The sequence below is a fragment of the Achromobacter sp. JD-1 genome (assembly GCF_038594925.1).
Taxonomy (GTDB): Bacteria; Pseudomonadota; Gammaproteobacteria; order Burkholderiales; family Burkholderiaceae_B; genus Achromobacter; species Achromobacter spanius_C.
In genome coordinates this window covers 356,663-373,658 of sequence record NZ_JBCGCS010000003.1, presented here as the reverse complement: position 1 = coordinate 373,658, position 16,996 = coordinate 356,663, and the positions used below count along the sequence as shown (strand labels likewise).

The window sequence follows — 16,996 nt, the reverse complement described above, 5'->3', positions numbered from 1 at the left end:
GCCGCGCGCGACGCGCGGCTGCTTCTTTACAGGAAATCCGCCAGATCGTCGGCGTGTTCCTCTTCCACCGCCAGGATCTCTTCCAGCAAGCGGCGCGTGGTGGAATCCTGTTCACCGATGTATTCGATCATCTGGCGATAGCTGTCGATGGCGATACGTTCGGCGATCAGGTTTTCCTTGATCATCTCCTGCAGGCTTTTGCCTTCGACGTATTCCGAATGGCTGCGCTCCAAGAGGCCCTTGGGCGACAGGTTCGGTTCGCCGCCCAACTGCACGATGCGTTCGGCCAGACGGTCGGCATGATCCTGCTCTTGCGTGGCGTGTTCGGCAAATTCCGCGGCCACCGGTTCGGCGTTCAAGCCACGGGCCATGAAGTAGTGGCGCTTGTAGCGCAGCACACAGACGATTTCCGTGGCCAATGCTTCGTTAAGCAGCTTCAGCACGGTTTCGCGGTCGGCACGGTAGGTGTCCGTGACGGCGCCGGACTCGATGTCTTGGCGTGCCTTGGCGCGGATCGCCTTCACGTCCATGTCAAATGGGCGGCTGGCCTTCTGGGGGGTTCGGGTTGCTTGTTCCATATCGTTCGCTCCTCTAGTTAGTGAAAGCCCTACGACGCTGGATTTCCAGTCGTACCGAACGACCCAGTCTACCGATCACAGCGGAACTTGCTGTGTCGAAACATTGCTCCTGCCACTAATTTGCACGGCTGGCCGGGCCTGAAACACGCCCGCCGGCCTTCTCGTAAACTATCGGCTTCCCGGAACGCCCGTGACGCAATCTGTAACGGGCCCGGCCATCTCGTACCTGTCATGAACCTGAAGAACATCTGCGTGTATTGCGGCTCGAATCCCGGCACCCGCCCGGACTACATCGAACAGGCCCGCGTGCTGGCCCGCGAATTGGTCAAGCGTGACCTGGGGCTGGTGTACGGCGGATCGGTCGTCGGCATCATGGGCGTGGTGGCCAACGAAGTGCTTGCGGCCGGTGGCCGCGTGATCGGCGTGATCCCTGAACTGCTGCAGAAAAAGGAACAGGCGCACCGCGGCCTGACCGAACTGCACCTGGTGCAGAACATGCACGAACGCAAGGCGATGATGATCGAGAAGTCCGACGGCTTCATCGCGCTGCCTGGCGGCGCCGGCACGCTTGAAGAATTTTTTGAAGTCTGGACCTGGGCGCAATTGAACATGCACCAGAAGCCCTGCGGTCTGTTGAATATCGCGGGATACTACGATGCGCTGGTGCAGTTCGTGGACCACGCCGTCGAAGAAGCCTTTATCCGCCCGCAGCATAGCGACATGCTGGTGGTGGAAGAAGACCCCGCGCTGCTGCTGGACCGCTACGCCATCTACGAGCCGCCCAACGTCTCGAAGTGGTTCGATCCCATCACCGCCTGATGCCCCACTCTTACTGTTGAGACCATGACGGAAGCCCTTGCAATGTCCTCCGATTCGTTGTCCCCTTCCAGCACCGAGTCCGTGTTGCGCGCTTATTTTCACGCCAAGGACGAAAACCGCCCCCACCACATGGCGCGTGCCTTCGCCCCCGACGCCGTGCTGAAAATGGCGCTTCGCACGCAGGCCATTGCCTTTCCACCGGAATCCCACGGTTTGGCGGCCATTGCCGACACGCTGGTGCGCAAGTTCGGCCAGACCTACGAAAACGTCTACACGTTCTACCTGTCGCGCCCGGCGCCCGACACCCGCCTGCCTGACTACCAGTGCGACTGGATCGTGGGCATGACCGAAAAAGCCACCGGCAACGTGCGCGTGGGCTGCGGCCGGTACGACTGGAAGTTCCAGCCGGAACCCTATCGCGCCACCGACCTCATCATCACCATCGAAACCATGGTCACGCTGCCGGCTGCCGACATGCCCGCCGTGTTCGGCTGGCTGCTGGGCCTGGACTACCCCTGGACCAACGCCGCCCGTGTCGTGGCCAGCGCGCCGCCGCTTGAAGCGCTGGCGCCGGTGGTGCACTATTTGCTTCACCCCAACGGCTTGTAGCGCCGCCGCAAGCCGGCAAACGGATTGATTACTTGAAATACGACATCGCTGCATTCGACTTCGACGGAACCTTGGCGGACACCATGCCTTGGTTCAATTCCATACTGAACACGGTGGCCGACAAATACGGCTTTCGCAAGATCGACCTGTCCGAACGCGAAAACCTGCGCCATCGCGAAGCCTCGGAAATCCTGAAGTACCTGGGCATTCCGCTGTGGAAGCTGCCGGCCATCATGACGCATGTGCGCACGCTGATGCAGGACATCGACCCCAGCGTGCACCTGTTCGAGGGCATTCCCGCCATGCTCGCGCAGTTGAAGGCAAGCGGCATGCGCCTGGCGGTGGTGAGTTCGAACTCGATTGAAAACGTGCAGCGTGTGCTGGGCGCCGACACCGCCGCGCTGTTTGACGACTATGAATGCGGCACCGATCTGTTCGGCAAGGCCGCCAAGATCGACCGCCTGATGCGGCGCCATGACGTGACCCCCGAACGCTTTCTGCTGGTGGGCGACGAAATGCGCGACATCGACGCCGCCCGCAAGGCCGGCGTGCGCGTGGGGTCGGTCGCCTGGGGCTATAACCACATGGATGCCCTGCGCGAGCGCAAGCCCGACGAACTGTTTTTGACTGTAGCCGACCTGCCCGCCATCCTGGCCTGACCCTGCCCGCCGGAATCCGCCATGCACACCGACCCCGCTCATCTCGTCACCGAACCCGCCGCGCTGCAGGCGCTGTACGGCGCGCCTGGCGAGGCCTCGTTGAAGAAGGAAGTGGATCATGTGCACCCGCACTACCGCGCCTTCATCGAGGCGGCGCCGTTCGCGATGCTGGCCACTTGTGGGCCGGATGGCCTGGATGCATCGCCGCGCGGCGACCCCGCCGGCTTTGTGGTGGTTGAAGACGAAAAGACGCTGTTGCTGCCCGACCGCCGTGGCAACAACCGCATGGACAGCCTGCTGAACGTGTTGGCCGACCCGCGCGTGGCGCTGCTGTTCCTGGTGCCGGGCGTGGGCGAAACGCTGCGGGTCAACGGCACGGCGCGCATCAGCGTCGACCCGGCCCTGCTGGAACGCTTTGCCATGGACGGCAAACTGCCGCGCTCGGTGCTGATCATCGATGTGCAGAGCGTGTACTTCCAATGCTCGCGCGCCCTGCTGCGCTCGCGCCTGTGGGATCCGGCCACGCAAGTGCCGCGCAGCGCACTGCCCAGCACCGGCCGCATCCTGTCTGACCTTAGCGCCGGCACCTTCGACGGCGAGACCTACGACCGCGACCTGCCCGCGCGGGTGGCAGGCACCTTGTACTGACATCGGCCCAGGGGGTCCGCTCGCATGGCACGCAACGTTGAAATCAAGGCCCGAGTCGATAGCCTGGCCGCGCTGGAACCGCTGGCCGCCGCGCTATCAGGGCAAGAGCCGGTGGCCCTGGAACAAGACGACACCTTCTTCACCTGCACCCACGGCCGCCTGAAACTGCGCGCATTCGCCGACGGCACGGGCGAACTGATCTTCTATCGCCGCGCCGACGACACCGGCCCCAAAGAAAGCTTCTACTGGATCTCGCCCACGGAATCGCCCGACACCTTGCGCGAGACCCTGACGCTGGCCTACGGCGCCATCGGCCGCGTGAAAAAGCACCGGGTCGTGTTCATGGCCGGACGCACCCGCATCCATCTGGACCGGGTCGAGGGCCTGGGCGAATTCCTGGAACTGGAAGTGGTGCTGCGCGATGACGAAAGCATCGACGCCGGCATGCAAGAAGCCCGCACCTTGATGGCGGGGCTGGGAGTAGCGCCCACGCAGTTGGTGGCGGGCGCCTACCTGGACTTGCTGGCCGGCAGCCGCCGGCCCTGAGCCTTCAGGCCGGCTGCCAGCCGCGCATGAACACATCCACCGGCTGGCGCTTGCCGCCCGCCTTTTGCAATTCCAGCAAACGCAGCACGCCCGCACCGGTGGCGATGTCGATACCGTTCGCGTCGGCGCGCAACACGCTGCCGGGCTCGGCCGTCACGGCCATGTCCAGCGCCTGCGCGCGCCATACCTTGACGGGGTCGGCCAAGCCAGCCAGGCGGATACTGGCGCCGGGTACGGGGTTGAAGGCGCGCACGCGGCGCGCCAGCAATTCGGCGGGCTGGCTGCAGTCCAGCGCGGCTTCGGCCTTGTCCAGCTTGGCGGCGTAGGTCACGCCGGCTTCGGGTTGCTTGCGCGGGGTCAGGCCGCCTTGAGCCAAGGCGTTCAGCGCATCCACAATGGCTTCGCCGCCCGCCAGCGCCAGCGCGTCATGCAATTGCGCGGCATTGGTATCGGCGGAAATGGGCACCACGCGTTCAAGCAGCATGCCGCCCGTATCCAGGCCCTGATCCATCTGCATGATGGTCACGCCCGTTTGCGTATCGCCCGCTTCAATGGCGCGCTGGATCGGCGCCGCGCCACGCCAGCGCGGCAGCAGGCTGGCGTGAATGTTCAGGCAGCCCAAACGCGGCAGGTCCAGCACCCATTGCGGCAGAATCAGGCCATAGGCGGCCACCACCATCACGTCGGGCGCCACCTGTTCCAGCAGCGCGCGGGCCTCGGCGGCTTCCTCGGGATAACGGCCATCCAGGCGCAGGCTGCGCGGCTGGGCAACGGGAATGCCGGCGTCCAGCGCGGCCTGCTTGACCGGGCTGGGCGTCAGCTTCAAGCCGCGTCCGGCGGGGCGATCGGGTTGGGTCATCACCAGGGCAATCTCGTGACCCGCGGCCCGCAAGGCGTCGAAAGCGATACGAGCGAATTCCGGCGTGCCGGCAAAAACTAGGCGCATGGGGGTTCAGACCAAAGAGTGGAAAACGGGAATCAGTCGCGCAGCGCTTCGCGCTCGGCCTTCTTCAGCTTGGTCTTGATGCGGTTCTGCTTGAGGTTGGACAGGTATTCAACGAAGACCTTGCCTTCCAGGTGGTCCAGCTCGTGCTGCACGCACACGGCCAGCAGGCCGTCGGCCTCGAACTCGAAGGGTTTGCCGTCGATGTCCAGCGCCTTGCAACGGATGCGCGAGGCGCGTTCGACCTCGTCGTAGATGCCCGGCACGGACAGGCAGCCTTCTTCGTAGACCTTGTGGTCGTCGCTGCGCCAGGTGATCTCGGGATTGATCAGCGTGAGCAGTTCGTTGCTGTCCTCGGACACGTCGATCACAACCACGCGTTCGTGCACGTCGACCTGGGTTGCGGCCAGGCCGACACCCGGCGCGTCGTACATGGTTTCGGCCATGTCGCGCACCAGTTGACGAATGCGGTCGTCGACTTCGGCTACCGGCTTGGCCTTTTTGTGCAAGCGCGGGTCCGGGTAGCGAAGGATAGGAAGTAAAGCCATTGAAAAGGGGTCGCCAGTAATTGATGCTTGGGCAAGAGTTTAATTCATTAGAGTCTTGATTTCTAATAGTTTTCGGCTAAGTCCGGCATTGCGGGATTGCTGTGTCCCCGCTTGTAGCTGGCGCCATCCTTCCGGCTTGCAGGGCCGCTTTCATCCCTGCCGCCGCGGCATGTATCGCGCCTTGCATGCGACACTTGCCCACCTCTGCTTGCCTGCTATCCGCCCGCCTCATGCCGCTTACGCATACTGTTGACGAACTGTCCGCCTGGTTGCGGCTGTCCCTGGAGCCCAACGTGGGTTCCGCCACCGCCTGTACGCTGCTTAGCGCGCTGGGCCTGCCCGAACAAATCTACGCGCAGCGCGCCACCGCCCTGGCCCGCCATTTGCCCGACGCGCTGGCACGCCAACTGGCCGCGCCCATGCCGGCCGACATGGCTGCCCTGGTGGAAGGGGGGCTGCAATGGGTGCAAGGGCCTGACCGCTACATCGTGACGCTGGCCGACCCGGCCTATCCGCAGAATCTCTTGACCATCGCCGACCCGCCCATCCTGCTGTACGTGGTGGGAAATCCCGATTACCTGCAAGGGCCGTCGCTGGCGGTCGTAGGCGCGCGCAACGCCACGCCCGGCGGCCAAGAGAACGCGCGCGCGTTTGCCCGCCATCTGGCCGCGCACGGCTGGCGCGTGGTCAGCGGCCTGGCGCTGGGCATCGACGCCGCGGCGCACGAAGGCGCGCTGGAAGCGGGCGCCGATGGCGCGGGCACGGTTGCCGTCATGGGCACCGGCATCGACCGCATCTACCCCGCGCGCCACCGCGAGCTGGCGCACCGCATCGCCGCGCAGGGCGCGCTGGTGTCCGAATTCCCCTTGGGCACGGGCGCCCTGCCGCCGCACTTTCCCAAGCGCAACCGCATCGTGGCGGGTTTGGCGCGTGGCGTGCTGGTGGTGGAAGCCGCCAAGCAAAGCGGGTCGCTCATCACCGCGCGGCTGGCCGGCGAAAGCGGACGCGAGGTCTTCGCCATTCCCGGCTCCATCCATTCGCCCTTGTCGCGCGGCTGCCATGCCCTGATCCGCCAAGGCGCCAAGCTGGTGGAAACGGCCGCCGACATCACCGACGAACTTGGCGGCGGCCCCACGCCCAGCGCGCGCCGCGTGGCGCCGGCCGCGCCGGCATTGCCCAGCCACCCCGTGCTGGACGCGCTGGGCTTCGACCCGCTGCACCTGGACGCCATCCAGGTTCGCTCGGGGCTGGCGGTGGGCGATCTGCAAGCGCAATTGGTGGAACTGGAATTGCAGGGCCGCATCGCCCGGCTGGATGATGGGCGGTATCAGCGGCTGACCTAGGGGCCGGTGCGTGGGCTCTCAAGCCACGCACATTGCATGCGGCTCATGTACCCATCATCCGCTATACCCATCACCCGCTTGGGCAGCGCGCGTTCCGATGGCGCTAATATTGACGATGGCGCCGCAGCCTTGCGCGCCGCGTCACCCAAATCGAACCAGGAAGAGACATGGCTTTGCCCTCCCGCGTGAAGATCGTCGAAGTGTCGCCCCGCGACGGTCTGCAGAATGAAAAGGAATTCGTGCCGACCGAGATCAAGGTCGAGCTGATCAACCGCCTGTCGGCCGCGGGCTTCCCCAACGTGGAAGCCGCGTCGTTCGTGTCGCCCAAGTGGGTGCCGCAGATGGCCGATGGCGCCGACGTCATGGCGCGCATCGAGCGCCGCCCCGGCACGATTTATTCGGTGCTGACGCCCAACATGAAGGGCTTTGAAGGCGCGCTGGCCGCCGGCGCGGATGAAATCGTCATCTTCGGCGCCGCCAGCGAAGCGTTCTCGCAAAAGAACATCAACTGCTCCATCGCCGAATCCATCGCCCGCTTCGAACCCGTGGTGCAAGCCGCGCGCGACGCCGGCATCCGCGTGCGCGGCAGCATCAGTTGCGCGCTGGGCTGTCCGTACCAGGGTGAGGTTCCGGTCGAGGCCGTGGTGGACGTGGCGCAGCGCTACCTGGCGATGCAGGTCGATGAAATCGACGTGGCCGACACCATCGGCGTGGGCACGCCGCGGCGCGTGCGCGACGTGATGGCGGCAGTCACCCGCGTGGTTGACCCGGCGCGCGTGTCCGGCCACTTCCACGACACCTACGGCCAGGCGCTGGCCAACATCCTGGCGGCGCTGGAAACCGACATTTCCATCTTCCATACCTCGGTCGCCGGCCTGGGCGGCTGCCCCTACGCCAAGGGCGCCACCGGCAACGTCGCCACCGAAGACGTGCTGTACATGCTGCGCGGCCTGGACATCGACACGGGCGTGGACTTCGACGCCGTGGTCGATATCGGCCAATGGATGTCGGCCCACCTGAACCGCAAGGGTTCCAGCCGCGCGGGCAATGCCATCGCGGCCAAACGGGCCGCATGAGCCAGCCCGGCCCGGCCCCGTCTCTGGAAGACCGCGCGGCCTTGCTGCGCGAAATCGGCCCCCTGCCCCTGTCGGGGCAGGCGTGGCCGGATTGGGTGCGGATCCTGGCCTGGGTCGTCCTGGCCGTGTTGGGCGTGCAGGTGGTCACCACCGCCATCCGCGCGCCCGCGCAGCCCTTTGACACCTTGCTGGCCGTCGTGGTGGTGCTGTGCTTTGTGGGGCTGTTGTTCGTGTCCTGGCACATGCAGGTGTCCATCACCACCATCGACGAGCGCGGGCTGCGTCAGTCTTGGTTCACACGCCGCGAAGTCGCGTGGGAAGACGTGCGCTACGCCCGCTTCGTGCCAATGCTGTTCTCAAAACGGCTGGTGATCTTCACGCACCGGGGACGGCCTGTGATCGTTCAGGGCGGCACCCGGGAACTGCGCGCGGCTTTTGTAAAGATCGCGCAGTTGTACCGGCAGGGGTGACCGGGGCGCCTGCTTGCCGTCAGGGCAATCGAACGATCAGCGGATCGGCAGCGCGTACATCAAACCGCCCTGCGTCCACTGCGCATTCAGGCCGCGCTTGATCTTCAAGGGGCTGCCTTCGCCCACATTGCGCTCAAAGCTTTCGCCGTAATTGCCCACTTGCTTGACGATGTTGTAGGCCCACTTTTCATCCAGACCCAGGTTGGCGCCGCTGCCGGGCGTTACGCCCAGAATGCGCCTGATATTGGGATTGGCGCTTTTCAGTTGCTCGTCCACGTTCTTGGACGTTACGCCGTATTCCTCGGCTTCAATCATGGCCGATAGCGACCAGCGCACGATGTTCAGCCATTTATCGTCGCCTTGTCGCACGAAGGGGCCCAGCGGCTCTTTCGAGATGATCTCGGGCAACACCAGGTAATCGTCGGGATTTTGCAGCTTGGAAATACGGATCGAGGCCAACCCCGACGCATCGGTCGAGAACACATCGCAACGGCCGGTAGCAAAGGCGTTGACCACCTCGTTGAATGTTTCGATCACCACCGGCTTGTACGTCACGTTGTTGGCGCGCGCCCAGTCGGCCAGCGTGTTTTCGTTGGACGTGCCCGTTTGCAGGCAGATGGTGGCGCCGCTGATTTCCTTGGCGCTTTTCACACCCAGCGACTTCGGCACCAGAAAGCCCTGGCCGTCGTAGAAGTTGATGCCGGCGTGAATGATGCCCAGTGCGGTATCGCGCTGTTGCGTCACGGTGGTGTTGCGCGTCAGCACATCCACTTCGCCCGATTGCAGCGCGGTGAAACGCTGCTGCGAATTCAAGGGCACCACCTTGATCTTGTTGGCGTCGCCGAAGACCGCCGCGGCAATGGCGCGGCAAACGTCCACGTCCAGCCCCTGCCATTTGCCTTGCGCATCGGGCGCCGAAAAGCCGGCAAAGCCCGTGGTGGTGCCGCAGGCCACGGCGCCGCGCTCGCGCACCACGTCCAATGTTGCCGCCTGCGCACCTTGCGCCGCTGCCATCAAGAGCGCCGCGCCCACCAACCCTTTTGCAATGTTCATGACCTGGTTCCTGTGTTACTGGGCGCGGGGACGCGCCAAGGCAAGAAGCTTATAGACATGAAGCGCCCGCGCCAAATAACAAGCGCTTATTAAGGTATGTGCGCGGCGGCCCGCAAGCGAGCGCCGCTTTGCCGCGATGCGGTTATGCCGTCACGCCGCCAGCGAAATCGACACGGGCTCGTTGGCTTGGCAGGCATCCAGCGCGCGGCCCAGGCGCACCATGCCCTGGGCGATCTGGCTTTCGTTCATGGTGGCGAACGACATGCGCATGGCAAACAGGTCGGCCTGTTCGACGTTGGCATAGAACGCCTTGCCCGGCACATAGACCACTTCATGCTCGATGGCGTAGGGCAACAGGCGTGTCGCGTCCACATCACCTGTCAGGCGCGCCCAGAAGAACATGCCGCCTTCGGGTTTGCTGAAGCTGACGCGGCCGTCCAGTTCGCGCGCCAAGGCCTCGGCCATGGCGTCGCAGCGCAAGCCATAGGCGGCGCGAATGCGCGGCACATGTTCGTCGTAGCGGCCGTTGGCCAGGTACTGCGCCACCACTTCCTGGATCCAGGCGGATGACGCCATGTCGTCGGCCGCCTTGGCGCTGACGCAGCGGCGGCGGATTTCGGGCGGGGCGATCAGCCAGCCGATGCGCAGCGCCGGCGCCATGGTCTTGGACATGCTGGCCAGGTACACGGCCCAGTGGCGGGCTTCGCCCTCGGCCAGGGCGGCGATGGGCGGCACCGCTTCGCCGGCAAAACGCAGTTCGCTGTAGGGGTCGTCTTCCACGATCAGGAAGCGGTGCTTGACGGCAAGTTCCAGCAAGCGCAGGCGGCGCTGTCGCGAGATCGTGGCGCCGCAAGGGTTCGAGAACGACGCCACCACGCAGACCATCTTGGGTTTGACGCGCGCGGCCAGTTCGTCCAGCGCATCAACGTCGATGCCATCCGGGCCGGACGCAACCGTATGCACCGTGGCGCCGGTGTAGCGCAAGGCCTGCACGGAATTGGGGAACGCGGGCGATTCAATGATGGCGTGGTCGCCAGGTTGCAGCATCACCCGGGTCAGCAGCGCCAGGGCCTGCTGCGAGCCGCCGGTCACGACAAGCTCGGTGTCGGCGTTGCAATGCAGGCCGCGCGCGGCGGACAGGCGGGCCAATTCGTTGCGCAGGCTGGCCTGGCCGTCAATGTTGGAATACTGCAGGCACGCGCCCAGGCGCGACATGACCTGGGTGGACGCGACCGACAGGCCCTCGACGTCGAACAGTTCTTGCGCGGGGTAGCCGCCAGCCAGCGAAATCGTGCCCGGCCGCAAGGCATACGGCATGAGCGATCGAATGGGGGATGCGGGGGGATTCAGGAACGGCGTGGCAAAGGCGTATTCAGGCGCTGCGCTGGACATGGCGGGGAGACTGGGAAGGGGAAGAACCGTGTCGCCTGCTGGGGCGGCGCCGGAGGGCATAGAACATTGAAATATAAACAAATCTCTGCAAATTCTAAGCCTGCCGATTACGCAGGGTCAACGACGGCCGCACGCGGTGTGGCGAAACCGTCCCGCACAGTCCTACACTATGGGACATCCTGTTCCTGCAAGAGAGCTGCATGACCGTCGTAGACACCATGGCCGGGCGCCTCGCCCACATCCGCCAACGCATTGCCGATGCCTGCGCGCGCGCCGGGCGCAGCCCGGACAGCGTGGTGCTGCTGCCCGTCAGCAAAACCTTCGAGGTGGACGCGATCCGCGAAGCCATGGCGCTGGGCCTGACCCGCTTCGGCGAAAACAAGACCCAGGAAATCCGGCAGAAGGCGGCCGCGCTGGCCGGGCAAGGCCTGCAATGGGTGCTGATCGGCCATTTGCAGACCAACAAGGCCAAGGACGCCGCGCGCGACGCCACCGAAGTGCAGTCGCTGGACCGCGCCGACCTGGCCGAAGCCCTGCACCGTCGCCTTCTCAATGAGGGCCGCACCCTGGACGTGCTGATCCAGGTAAAGACGTCGACCGAACCCAGCAAGTTCGGCATGGCGCCCGAGGACGTATCCGCGTTCCTGCGCCGCATTGCGGCGGAATTTCCCACCTTGCGCGTGCAAGGCCTGATGACGCTGGCGGTGAACTCGCCCGACCCGGAACAAGTGCGGGCCTGCTTTCGCGCCCTGCGCGAGCTGCGCGACAGCCTGCGCGCCGAGCATATCGACGGCGTTTCGCTGGAGCGCCTGTCGATGGGCATGAGCGGCGACTTCGAACTCGCCATCGAGGAAGGCTCGACTGAAGTGCGTATCGGCACCGCGATTTTCGGCGCCCGCACTTACCCCGATCCCCAGTAAGCGGACAGCTGCATGCGGGAAAACAGGGGGCCAGCCGGCCCCCTTTTCGCGTCGAACGCGAGCATAATAGCGGCGCAAAAATAGCGGCGCAGACTGACGGCGCAGAACAGAAAAGCGCCCGCGTCGCGCTCAATCTTTGATCCCGCACGAGGAGACACCCCATGCACAATCCCGCACGGCGCCTGTTGGCGCTGGCCGCCCTGTCGCTGGCCGCCGCCACGGCTTCCGCCCAATCCTGGCCCACCCAGCCGATCCGCTGGATCGTGCCGTATCCGGCAGGTGGCGGCACCGACGTGGTTGCCCGCACGGTCGCCAGCAGCCTGGAAAAGACGCTGGGCCAGACCATCGTGGTGGAAAACCGCCCCGGCGCGGCCACGATCATCGGCGCCACCGCCATCGCGCAGGCCGAACCTAACGGCTATATGGTCGGCACGGCCGATTCGGGCACGCTGGCGTTCAATTCGTCGCTGTACGCAAAGCTGTCCTACGATCCGGCCAAGTTCACCTACATCGGCGGTATTGCCAAGTTCCCGCTGCTGCTGGCCGTGAACGTCAATTCGCCGTACAAGACGGTGGCCGACGTGCTGGCCGCCGCCAAGAAAGAGCCGGGCAAGCTGAGCGCGGCATCGGCCGGCGCGGGCTCGCCGCACCATCTGGCGCTTGAGCTTTTCAAGCAGCGCACCGGCGCGGACCTGCTGCACGTGCCTTACAAGGGCGCGGCGCCCGCCATCCAGGATCTTCTGGGCGGACAGGTGGATGTGATGTTCATCGATCTGGCTTCGGGCTTGCCAAACGTCAAGGCCGGCAAGCTGCGCGTCCTGGCCGCCGCCACGCCGGAACGCCTGTCGGTGCTGCCCGACACGCCGACGATGGCAGAACAAGGCGTTGCCAATTTCACGGCCTACGCCTGGCAAGGCCTGGTCGGCCCCGCCGGCTTGCCGGAAGCGGTGGTGAAGAAGCTGTCAGCCGACCTGGACGCCACGCTGAAAAGCGACGCCGTGTCCAAGAAGATGCTGGACATGGGCGTGATCCCGATGCCGATGTCCGCGCAAGACTTCAAGGCCTACGCCGAACAAGAGCGCAGCACTTGGGCAGACGTGATCAAGAAGGCGAACATCAAGCTGGAGTAATCCGGCCAGCCATTAAAAAACCCGCGTTCAGCTTGGGCTGAACGCGGGTTTTTTTTGTTGCTGTCGGGAAGTTGCCTGGTACCGCGAAGATGGGTTCCGCGCGATTCGCGATTCGGTCCTTCTGACCAAGCTCTCGCGCTTCACCCATCCTACATAAGACGACCATCCGTAGGATGGGTGAAGCGCGCAAAACCGCCAAGAAAATCCCAAGTCAATTTCGCGCGCAACCCATCACACCAGCACCCGCTCAATCCCACCCGCGTTCGCGCGCTTCACGTAATCTTCCATCCACCCCTCACCCAGAATGTGCCGGGCCATCTCGACGACGATGTAATCCGCTTCCATCTTGACGTCGCCTTCATAGCGCGACAGCCCCTGCAAGCACGACGGGCATGACGTCAGCACCTTCACGTCGCCGGCAAAGCCATCACCGCGCAGCGCCGCGTCACCCTTCAGCAGTTCTTCCTGCTTGCGGAAACGCACCTGCGTGGAAATATCCGGCCGGCTGACCGCCAGCGTGCCCGATTCCCCGCAGCAGCGGTCGCTCTTGATGGCTTCATCGCCCACCAGCGCCCGCACCGTTTTCATCGGCTCTTGCAGCTTCATCGGTGTATGGCAGGGATCGTGATACATGTAGCGCACGCCCTTGGCGCCTTCCAGCTTGATGCCCTTTTCCAGCAAATACTCGTGGATGTCGATCAAGCGGCAGCCCGGGAAGATCTTGTCGAACTCATAGCCGGACAACTGGTCGTAGCAGGTGCCGCAACTGACCACCACCGTCTTGATGTCCAGGTAGTTCAGCGTATTGGCGACCCGATGGAACAGCACACGGTTATCGGTAATGATCTGCTCGGCCTTGTCCGTCATGCCGTTGCCGCGCTGGGGATAGCCGCAGCACAGATAACCCGGCGGCAACACCGTCTGCACGCCCGCATGCCACAGCATGGCTTGCGTGGCCAGGCCCACTTGCGAGAACAGGCGCTCTGAACCGCAACCCGGGAAATAGAACACGGCTTCCGTATCGGCGGTCGTGGCCTTGGGGTCGCGGATGATCGGCACGTAGTTCGCGTCTTCGATATCCAGCAGCTTGCGCGCGGCCTGCTTCGGCAGCCCGCCCGGCATCTTCTTGTTCACAAAGTGAATGACCTGCTCGCGCAGCGGCGGCTTGCCCACGGTGGCCGGCGGCTTGGCCGTCTGCTTTTTCACCAGGCCCGAAAACAGGTCGTGCGCCGCGCGCTGCACCTTGTAGCCCACGCCTACCATCGCCTTGCGCGTGGCGTTGATCGTGGCAGGGTCCTTGGCGTTCAAGAAGAACATGGCGCTTGCCGTGCCCGGATTGAACGACTTGCGGCCCATGCGGCGCAGCACGGCGCGCATGTTCATCGACACGTCGCCGAAGTCGATGTCCACCGGACAGGGGTTGTAGCACTTGTGGCAGACCGTGCAGTGGTCAGCCACGTCTTCGAATTCTTCCCAGTGCTTCAGGCTGACGCCGCGCCGAGTCTGCTCTTCGTACAAAAAGGCTTCAACCAGCAGCGACGTTGCCAAAATCTTGTTGCGCGGCGAATACAGCAGATTCGCGCGCGGCACGTGGGTGGCGCACACCGGCTTGCACTTGCCGCAGCGCAAACAGTCTTTGATGGATTCCGAGATGGCGCCGATGTCGCTTTGCTGCATGATCAGCGACTCGTGGCCCATCAAATTGAAGCTGGGCGTCCAGGCGTGGCGCAAATCGGCGCCGGGCATGAGCTTGCCCGCGTTGAAGTGGCCATTGGGGTCGACGCGGCGCTTGTAATCCTGGAACGGCGCCAGCTCGGCGTCGGTCAGGAATTCGTACTTGGTCAGGCCGATGCCGTGTTCGCCCGAGATCACGCCGTCCAGGTCGCGGGCAATCTGCATGATGCGGTCGACAGCCTGGTGGGCCTCGCGCAGCATCTCGTAGTCGTCCGAGTTGACCGGGATGTTGGTGTGCACGTTGCCGTCACCGGCGTGCATGTGCAGCGCCACGAACACGCGGCTCTTCAGCACACGGCCGTGGATGGCGATCAGCTCATCGACGATCTTCTTGTACGCCGCGCCCGAAAACGCACGCTGCAGGCCGGGCAGCACTTCAGTCTTCCACGACACACGAATCGTGCGGTCCTGCACCACGTCGAACAGGCGCGCCGTGGGTTGCGCGGCCAGGCGGTCGGTCAGCGCGGCTTGCACGTCGCCCAGGCCCAGCGCTTGCAGTTCAGGCAGCGCCTGCGCCAGCGGCAGGTCCAGGTTGTCCAGCAGCCATTGCCAGCGCTGGCGCACGCTGCCCAGCACTTCAAGCGCCTGGCGCGTACGTTCGGCCAGCACTTCGGCGCGGGTGCTGTCGATGTCCGCATCATCCGCCTTGCCCACCGGCAGCGGCGTACACAAGTAAGCGTCCAGCGCACCCAGCAGCTTCAACTTGTTGCTGGTCGACAGTTCGATGTTGATGCGTTCGATGTGATCCGTGTATTCGCCCATGCGAGGCAGCGGAATCACCACGTCTTCATTGATCTTGAAGGCGTTGGTGTGGCGCGCGATGGCGGCGGTACGCGAGCGGTCCAGCCAGAACTTCTTGCGCGCCTCGGGGCTGACGGCCACAAAGCCTTCGCCATGGCGCGTGTTGGCCAGGCGCACGACTTCGCTAGCGGCGGCGGCCACCGCGTCATCGTCGTCGCCGACGATATCGCCAATCAAGACCATCTTGGGCAGCACACCGCGCTTGCTCTTGGTGGCGTAGCCCACCGCGCGCAGATAGCGTTCGTCCAGGTGCTCCAGGCCGGCCAGGATGGCGCCGCGCGCCTTGCCTTCCCCGTCCAGGTAGCCCTTGACCTCGACAATCGACGGGATGGCGTCGCGCGCCTGCCCGAAGAATTCCATACAGACCGTGCGCGTGTGGCGCGGCATGCGGTGCAGCACCCAGCGCGCCGACGTGATCAGGCCGTCGCAACCTTCCTTCTGAATGCCGGGCAGGCCGGCCAGGAACTTGTCGGTAACGTCCTTGCCCAGGCCTTCCTTGCGGAACACACGGCCCTTGATTTCCAGCAGCTCGGTCTTCAACAGACGTTCGCCGGGCTTGCCCTTGCCATCGAACCACTTGAGTTCGAAGCGCGCCGTGTCCACGTCATGGATCTTGCCCATGTTGTGTTCCAGGCGGGTGACTTCCAGCCAGTTGCCGTCCGGATCCACCATGCGCCACCAGGCCAGGTTGTCCAGCGCGGTGCCCCACAGCACGGCCTTCTTGCCGCCCGCGTTCATGGCGATGTTGCCACCCACGCACGATGCTTCGGCCGACGTCGGGTCCACCGCGAATACAAAGCCCGCGGCCTCGGCCGCTTCGGACACGCGCTTGGTCACCACGCCGGCGCCGGCGTGGATGACGGCCACGGGCTCGGTCAGCCCGGGCAAGATACAGGACTCGACCTTGCCCAGCTTGTCGAACTTTTCGGTGTTGATGACGGCCGACTTCCAGGTCAGTGGGATGGCGCCGCCGGTATAGCCCGTGCCGCCGCCACGCGGAACAATGGTCAGGCCCAGTTCAATACAGGCGGTGACCAGCGCGGCGATCTCATCTTCGGAATCGGGCGTCAGCACGACGAACGGGTATTCCACGCGCCAGTCGGTGGCGTCCGTCACGTGGGACACGCGCGACAGGCCGTCGAACTTGATGTTGTCGCGCGCGGTGATGCGGCCCAGCACCTTCTGCGCCTGTTTGCGCATCATGGTGGTCTGGTCGAATTCCCCTTCGAAGGCGGCAATCGCCGAACGGGCGCGGGCCAGCAGGCCGACCACCTTTTCGTCGCGATGCGGATCATGGCCTGCTTCGGTGGGTATACCCGGTTCACGGCGGCGGTCGATCTCGCCCAGGCGATGGTGCAGGGCATCGATCAACTGCTTGCGCCGCTTGGGATTGTCGAGCAGGTCGTCTTGCAGGTACGGGTTGCGCCGCACCACCCAGATATCGCCCAGCACTTCGTACAGCATTCGCGCGGAACGGCCCGTGCGGCGTTCCCCGCGCAGGTCGGTAAGCAGGCTCCAGGCGTCATCGCCCAGCAACCGGCCGACAATCTCGCGGTCGGAAAACGACGTGTAGTTGTAGGGGATTTCGCGCAGTCGCGCGGGCGTTGCGGGCGGCATCGCCCCGTTCAAAATGTGGCTAGCGAGTGGGGCGTTCATGGCAGCAAGAGGGGCCCATAAAAAATTATTTTATGCCATTGGCCGGACTTGACCCCAAATACCCCTGGGAA

General features: G+C 64.6%; 16 protein-coding genes. 10 read left to right on the top strand and 6 right to left on the bottom strand.

What is annotated here, in order from left to right; genetic code table 11:
• Positions 1 to 26: 26 nt before the first annotated feature.
• Positions 27 to 578, bottom strand: coding sequence for a ferritin-like domain-containing protein (locus WBR68_RS07430; RefSeq protein ID WP_230693779.1), 552 nt, complete (start codon positions 576 to 578; stop codon positions 27 to 29).
• A gap of 231 nt (positions 579 to 809) precedes the next feature.
• Here WBR68_RS07430 and WBR68_RS07425 point away from each other — a divergent pair, with 231 nt between their 5' ends.
• The 5 genes from WBR68_RS07425 to WBR68_RS07405 are packed head-to-tail and all read left to right on the top strand — an operon-like array spanning position 810 to position 3,859.
• Complete coding sequence (locus WBR68_RS07425) at positions 810 to 1,397, top strand: LOG family protein (protein WP_230693778.1); 588 nt, start codon at positions 810 to 812, stop codon at positions 1,395 to 1,397.
• A gap of 24 nt (positions 1,398 to 1,421) precedes the next feature.
• Positions 1,422 to 2,006 carry a hypothetical protein gene (locus WBR68_RS07420; RefSeq protein WP_370641207.1) on the top strand — a complete coding sequence of 195 codons (585 nt, stop codon included), beginning with the start codon at positions 1,422 to 1,424 and terminating at the stop codon, positions 2,004 to 2,006.
• A gap of 32 nt (positions 2,007 to 2,038) precedes the next feature.
• Positions 2,039 to 2,665: an HAD hydrolase-like protein gene (locus tag WBR68_RS07415; RefSeq protein WP_050448761.1), complete on the top strand. Its 627-nt coding sequence runs from the start codon at positions 2,039 to 2,041 to the stop codon at positions 2,663 to 2,665.
• Between the two features lie 21 nt (positions 2,666 to 2,686).
• Positions 2,687 to 3,313, top strand: a complete 627-nt coding sequence (locus WBR68_RS07410; protein ID WP_230693777.1) for a pyridoxamine 5'-phosphate oxidase family protein — start codon at positions 2,687 to 2,689, stop codon at positions 3,311 to 3,313.
• Positions 3,314 to 3,337: 24 nt separating this feature from the next.
• Entirely contained in the window at positions 3,338 to 3,859 is a 522-nt protein-coding gene (locus WBR68_RS07405) for a class IV adenylate cyclase (RefSeq protein WP_230693776.1), read from the top strand.
• A 4-nt stretch (positions 3,860 to 3,863) separates the two neighbouring features.
• On the opposite strand, the gene fmt is transcribed toward WBR68_RS07405, so the two are convergent.
• Positions 3,864 to 4,805 (bottom strand): methionyl-tRNA formyltransferase, encoded by a 942-nt coding sequence (gene fmt / locus WBR68_RS07400; RefSeq protein WP_230693775.1) that lies wholly within the window; start codon positions 4,803 to 4,805, stop codon positions 3,864 to 3,866.
• Between the two features lie 32 nt (positions 4,806 to 4,837).
• Complete coding sequence (gene def / locus WBR68_RS07395) at positions 4,838 to 5,350, bottom strand: peptide deformylase (RefSeq protein WP_127186048.1); 513 nt, start codon at positions 5,348 to 5,350, stop codon at positions 4,838 to 4,840.
• A gap of 230 nt (positions 5,351 to 5,580) precedes the next feature.
• On the opposite strand from def, the gene dprA reads away from it, so the two are divergent.
• The 3 genes from dprA to WBR68_RS07380 all read left to right on the top strand — a co-directional run bounded on the left by dprA (position 5,581) and on the right by WBR68_RS07380 (position 8,239).
• Positions 5,581 to 6,693, top strand: a complete 1,113-nt coding sequence (gene dprA / locus WBR68_RS07390) for a DNA-processing protein DprA (RefSeq protein ID WP_230693774.1) — start codon at positions 5,581 to 5,583, stop codon at positions 6,691 to 6,693.
• A 167-nt stretch (positions 6,694 to 6,860) separates the two neighbouring features.
• A complete protein-coding gene (locus WBR68_RS07385) occupies positions 6,861 to 7,769 on the top strand; it encodes a hydroxymethylglutaryl-CoA lyase (RefSeq protein WP_230693773.1) in 909 nt (302 codons plus the stop codon).
• Positions 7,766 to 8,239, top strand: coding sequence for a hypothetical protein (locus WBR68_RS07380; RefSeq protein WP_230693772.1), 474 nt, complete (start codon positions 7,766 to 7,768; stop codon positions 8,237 to 8,239). Before WBR68_RS07385 ends, WBR68_RS07380 begins: the two co-directional genes overlap by 4 nt.
• Positions 8,240 to 8,275: 36 nt before the next feature.
• Here the strand turns inward: WBR68_RS07380 and WBR68_RS07375 are convergent, their stop codons facing one another.
• Positions 8,276 to 9,292 carry an amino acid ABC transporter substrate-binding protein gene (locus tag WBR68_RS07375; protein ID WP_050448769.1) on the bottom strand — a complete coding sequence of 339 codons (1,017 nt, stop codon included), beginning with the start codon at positions 9,290 to 9,292 and terminating at the stop codon, positions 8,276 to 8,278.
• A 150-nt stretch (positions 9,293 to 9,442) separates the two neighbouring features.
• The gene (locus tag WBR68_RS07370; protein WP_050448770.1) at positions 9,443 to 10,684 is read right to left on the bottom strand and encodes an aminotransferase-like domain-containing protein; all 1,242 of its coding nucleotides are present in this window, start codon (positions 10,682 to 10,684) and stop codon (positions 9,443 to 9,445) included.
• A gap of 200 nt (positions 10,685 to 10,884) precedes the next feature.
• Between WBR68_RS07370 and WBR68_RS07365 the strand changes: the two genes are divergently transcribed.
• Together WBR68_RS07365 and WBR68_RS07360 are read left to right on the top strand one after the other, a co-directional pair.
• On the top strand, positions 10,885 to 11,604 hold the full coding sequence (locus WBR68_RS07365) for a YggS family pyridoxal phosphate-dependent enzyme (RefSeq protein WP_050448771.1): 720 nt from the start codon (positions 10,885 to 10,887) through the stop codon (positions 11,602 to 11,604).
• Positions 11,605 to 11,765: 161 nt separating this feature from the next.
• Complete coding sequence (locus tag WBR68_RS07360; RefSeq protein ID WP_050448772.1) at positions 11,766 to 12,734, top strand: Bug family tripartite tricarboxylate transporter substrate binding protein; 969 nt, start codon at positions 11,766 to 11,768, stop codon at positions 12,732 to 12,734.
• Positions 12,735 to 12,965: 231 nt separating this feature from the next.
• Here the strand turns inward: WBR68_RS07360 and WBR68_RS07355 are convergent, their stop codons facing one another.
• A complete protein-coding gene (locus WBR68_RS07355; RefSeq protein ID WP_230693771.1) occupies positions 12,966 to 16,925 on the bottom strand; it encodes a DUF3683 domain-containing protein in 3,960 nt (1,319 codons plus the stop codon).
• Between the last annotated feature and the right edge of the window lie 71 nt (positions 16,926 to 16,996).

Bases quoted from the DNA above. Each gene is read 5' to 3' on its own strand.
- WBR68_RS07365 (WP_050448771.1), top strand. From the start codon at position 10,885: ATGACCGTCGTAGACACCATGGCCGGGCGCCTCGCCCACATCCGCCAA.
- WBR68_RS07410 (WP_230693777.1), top strand. From the start codon at position 2,687: ATGCACACCGACCCCGCTCATCTCGTCACCGAACCCGCCGCGCTGCAG.
- WBR68_RS07375 (WP_050448769.1), bottom strand. From the start codon at position 9,292: ATGAACATTGCAAAAGGGTTGGTGGGCGCGGCGCTCTTGATGGCAGCG.
- WBR68_RS07355 (WP_230693771.1), bottom strand. From the start codon at position 16,925: ATGAACGCCCCACTCGCTAGCCACATTTTGAACGGGGCGATGCCGCCC.
- WBR68_RS07420 (WP_370641207.1), top strand. From the start codon at position 1,422: ATGACGGAAGCCCTTGCAATGTCCTCCGATTCGTTGTCCCCTTCCAGC.
- WBR68_RS07370 (WP_050448770.1), bottom strand. From the start codon at position 10,684: ATGTCCAGCGCAGCGCCTGAATACGCCTTTGCCACGCCGTTCCTGAAT.
- dprA (WP_230693774.1), top strand. From the start codon at position 5,581: ATGCCGCTTACGCATACTGTTGACGAACTGTCCGCCTGGTTGCGGCTG.
- fmt (WP_230693775.1), bottom strand. From the start codon at position 4,805: ATGCGCCTAGTTTTTGCCGGCACGCCGGAATTCGCTCGTATCGCTTTC.
- WBR68_RS07425 (WP_230693778.1), top strand. From the start codon at position 810: ATGAACCTGAAGAACATCTGCGTGTATTGCGGCTCGAATCCCGGCACC.
- WBR68_RS07405 (WP_230693776.1), top strand. From the start codon at position 3,338: ATGGCACGCAACGTTGAAATCAAGGCCCGAGTCGATAGCCTGGCCGCG.
- WBR68_RS07360 (WP_050448772.1), top strand. From the start codon at position 11,766: ATGCACAATCCCGCACGGCGCCTGTTGGCGCTGGCCGCCCTGTCGCTG.
- WBR68_RS07430 (WP_230693779.1), bottom strand. From the start codon at position 578: ATGGAACAAGCAACCCGAACCCCCCAGAAGGCCAGCCGCCCATTTGAC.
- def (WP_127186048.1), bottom strand. From the start codon at position 5,350: ATGGCTTTACTTCCTATCCTTCGCTACCCGGACCCGCGCTTGCACAAA.
- WBR68_RS07380 (WP_230693772.1), top strand. From the start codon at position 7,766: ATGAGCCAGCCCGGCCCGGCCCCGTCTCTGGAAGACCGCGCGGCCTTG.
- WBR68_RS07385 (WP_230693773.1), top strand. From the start codon at position 6,861: ATGGCTTTGCCCTCCCGCGTGAAGATCGTCGAAGTGTCGCCCCGCGAC.